The 4180-nt window shown below is 38.0% G+C and carries 1 protein-coding gene; it reads left to right on the top strand.

Annotated features, from left to right (window positions below; genetic code table 11):
- The coding region (locus DFQ07_RS15705; RefSeq protein ID WP_166627804.1) for an HYR-like domain-containing protein at positions 1–4180 on the top strand (4180 nt) is incomplete at both ends.

The raw sequence follows: 4180 nt of genomic DNA, 5'->3' as shown, positions 1-4180 counted from the left end.
AATGGGAATCAACCGATAACTGTGGCAACACAGTAAGTCATACCCAAACCATTACGGTAACCGATACTACTGCACCCGTATTATCAGCAGAACCATCAGATGTAAGTGTAGACTGTGAAGCAATACCAGCAGTACCAACGATTACCGCAACCGATAATTGCGATAGCGTAGTAGATGTAGTGTTTACTGAAGTAAGCAATACGGTAGTAGATGGTTGTGGAGAGATCGTACGTAAATGGGAATCAACCGATAACTGTGGCAACACGGTAAGTCATACGCAAACTATTACGGTAACCGATACTACTGCACCCGTATTATCAGCAGAACCATCAAATGTAAGTGTAGACTGTGAAGCAATACCCGCAGTACCAACGATTACAGCAACCGATAATTGCGATAGCGTAGTAGATGTAGTGTTTACTGAGGTAAGCAATACGGTAGTAGATGGTTGTGGAGAGATCTTACGTAAATGGGAATCAACCGATAACTGTGGCAACACAGTAAGTCATACGCAAACCATTACGGTAACCGATACTACTGCACCCGTATTATCAGCAGAACCATCAGATGTAAGTGTAGACTGTGAAGCAATACCAGCAGTACCAACGATTACAGCAACCGATAATTGCGATAGCGTAGTAGATGTAGTGTTTACTGAAGTAAGCAATACGGTAGTAGATGGTTGTGGAGAAATCGTACGTAAATGGGAATCAACCGATAACTGTGGCAACACAGTAAGTCATACCCAAACCATTACGGTAACTGATGTGACTAATCCTAATTTTACAGTACCAGTAGATATTACAATTTATAAAGATGATAATTGTACTTATGATGCTAGTGTTGGAATCACTGGTGATGTTACTGATGAGTCAGATAATTGTGATACAACTTTAGATGCCAATTATAATGATATTGAATCAGCAGGAACTTGTCAAGGAGAAGTAATAGTAACTCGTACTTGGAGTCTTACAGATAACTGTGGAAACAAAACTGAAAAAGTTCAAACAATAACAGTTAAAGATAACACGGCGCCAGTTATTGATGAAACAAACAAAAATAATATAGATATAGAATGTGGAGTAGGAGATACAGCTACTACTTTACAAGATTGGTTAGACAATAATGCAGGAGCAACAGCTACTGATAATTGTAGTACTGTAACATGGACTAATAACTATGGAGATGATACTTCTGTTAAATGTGATGGAAGTTACATTACAGTAACATTTACAGCAACCGATGCTTGTGGAAATTCAAGTACGACCACTGCAGGATATTTAATTAAAGATGAAACACCACCAACAATTACAAATCAACCATCAGATAAGATAGTAGAATGTGATGGTTCAGGAAATACAACTGAGTTAAATGATTGGTTGGCAAATAACGGAGGAGCAACTGCAACTGATGATTGTAGTGTTGTATCTTGGAGTAATAATTATACAGATTTAACGTACGCATGTAGTTTTACAGGAGAAGTAGAAGTAATTTTTACAGCAAAAGATGCTTGTGGAAATCCTGTAGATACAAATAGTGTTAAATTTATTATACAAGATACAAAAGCACCAGAATTTGTAGAGGAGTTACCAGCAGCAGAAATCACTGTAAGCTGTGATAATATTCCAGCAATGGAAACCTTAACAGCGACTGATAATTGTAATGCTTCTGTAACTGTAATTCCAAGTGAAGTTACTAGTGGAGATGATGATGCGTGTGGATCAGAATATTTAATTACTAGAAAGTGGACCGTATCAGATTGTTCAGGTAATACTACTACTCATATTCAGGTAATCACAGTAGAGGACACTACAGCACCACAGTTTGTAGAGGAATTACCAGCAGCAGAAATCACTGTAAGCTGTGATAATATTCCAGTAATGGAAACTTTAACAGCAACTGATAATTGTGATCCATCAGTAACAGTAATTCCAAGTGAAGTAAACAGTGGTGACGATGATGCCTGTGGATCAGAATATTTAATTACTAGAAAGTGGACCGTATCAGATTGTTCAGGTAACACTACTACTCATATTCAAGTGATTACGGTAGAAGATACTACAGAACCAGAGTTTGTAGAGGAGTTGCCAGTAGCAGAAATCACAGTAAGCTGTGATAATATTCCAGTAATGGAAACCTTAACAGCGACTGATAATTGTGATCCTTCAGTAACTGTAATTCCAAGTGAAGTAAACAGTGGTGATGATGATGCCTGTGGATCAGAATACTTGATTACAAGAAAATGGACTGTATCAGATTGTTCAGGTAATACTACTACTCATATTCAGGTGATTACGGTAGAAGATACTACAGCACCAGAGTTTGTAGAGGAGTTGCCAGTAGCAGAAATCACAGTAAGCTGTGATAATATTCCAGTAATGGAAACCTTAACAGCAACTGATAATTGTGATGCTTCTGTGACAGTAATTCCAAGTGAAGTAAACAGTGGTGACGATGATGCCTGTGGATCAGAATATTTAATTACTAGAAAATGGACCGTATCAGATTGTTCAGGTAATACTACTACTCATATTCAGGTGATTACGGTAGAAGATACTACAGCACCAGAGTTTGTAGAGGAGTTGCCAGTAGCAGAAATCACAGTAAGCTGTGATAATATTCCAGTAATGGAAACCTTAACAGCAACTGATAATTGTGATGCTTCTGTGACAGTAATTCCAAGTGAAGTTACCAGTGGAGATGATGATGCGTGTGGATCAGAATATTTAATTACTAGAAAATGGACCGTATCAGATTGTTCAGGTAATACTACTACTCATATTCAGGTAATCACAGTAGAGGACACTACAGCACCACAGTTTGTAGGGGAATTACCAGCAGCAGAAATCACTGTAAGCTGTGATAATATTCCAGTAATGGAAACCTTAACAGCAACTGATAATTGTGATGCTTCTGTAACTGTAATTCCAAGCGAAGTTACTAGTGGAGATGATGATGCATGTGGATCAGAATACTTAATTACAAGAAAATGGACAGTATCAGATTGTTCAGGTAATACCACTACTCATATTCAAATGATTACAGTAGAAGACACTACAGCACCGAAGTTTGTAGAAGAGTTACCAGCGAATGTAACGGTAAGTTGTGATGCAATTCCAGCAGCAGCGGTACTAACAGCAACCGACAACTGTAATCCTTCAGTAGCGGTTAATTATGCTGAAGAGTTTGCGGGACAAGATGATGAATGTGCATCTGAATATACAGTTACAAGAACATGGACAGTACAAGACTGTGCAGGTAATACAACATCACATACTCAAGTAGTAACAGTAGAAGATACTACAGCACCACAGTTTGTAGAGGAATTACCAGCAGCAGAAATCACTGTAAGCTGTGATAATATTCCAGTAATGGAAACTTTAACAGCAACTGATAATTGTGATCCATCAGTAACAGTAATTCCAAGTGAAGTAAACAGTGGTGACGATGATGCCTGTGGATCAGAATATTTAATTACAAGAACATGGACAGTACAAGACTGTGCAGGGAATACCACATCACATACTCAAGTAGTAACAGTAGAAGACACTACCGCACCGCAGTTTGTAGAAGAATTACCAGTAAATGTAACGGTAAGTTGTGATGTAATTCCAGCAGTAGCTGTTTTAACAGCAACTGACAATTGTGATGCCTCAGTAACAGTTAATTATACTGAAGAATTCGCAGGACAAGATGATGAATGTGCATCTGAATATATAATTACAAGAACATGGACAGTACAAGACTGTGCCGGTAATACCACATCTCATACTCAAGTAGTAACAGTAGAAGACACTACAGCACCAGAGTTTGTAGAAGAGTTACCAGCAAACGTAACAGTAAGTTGTGATGCAATTCCAGCAGCAGCGGTACTAACATCAACCGACAATTGTGATGCCTCAGTAACAGTTAATTATACTGAAGAGTTTGCAGGACAAGATGATGAATGTGCATCTGAATATATGATTACAAGAACATGGACAGTACAAGACTGTGCAGGTAATACAACATCTCATACTCAAGTAGTAACAATAGAAGATACTACAGTACCAGAGTTTGTAGAAGAGTTACCAGTAAATGTAACGGTAAGTTGTGATGCAATTCCAGAAGCTACTGTATTAACTGCAACAGATAATTGTAATTCAGAAGTAACAGTTGTATATTTAGAAGAGCAAACAGG

This window comes from Tenacibaculum caenipelagi, assembly GCF_004363005.1.
Lineage (GTDB): Bacteria > Bacteroidota > Bacteroidia > Flavobacteriales > Flavobacteriaceae > Polaribacter > Polaribacter caenipelagi.
Note: the sequence above shows the minus strand (reverse complement) of the source record. Positions and strands in the feature narration are given on the sequence as shown.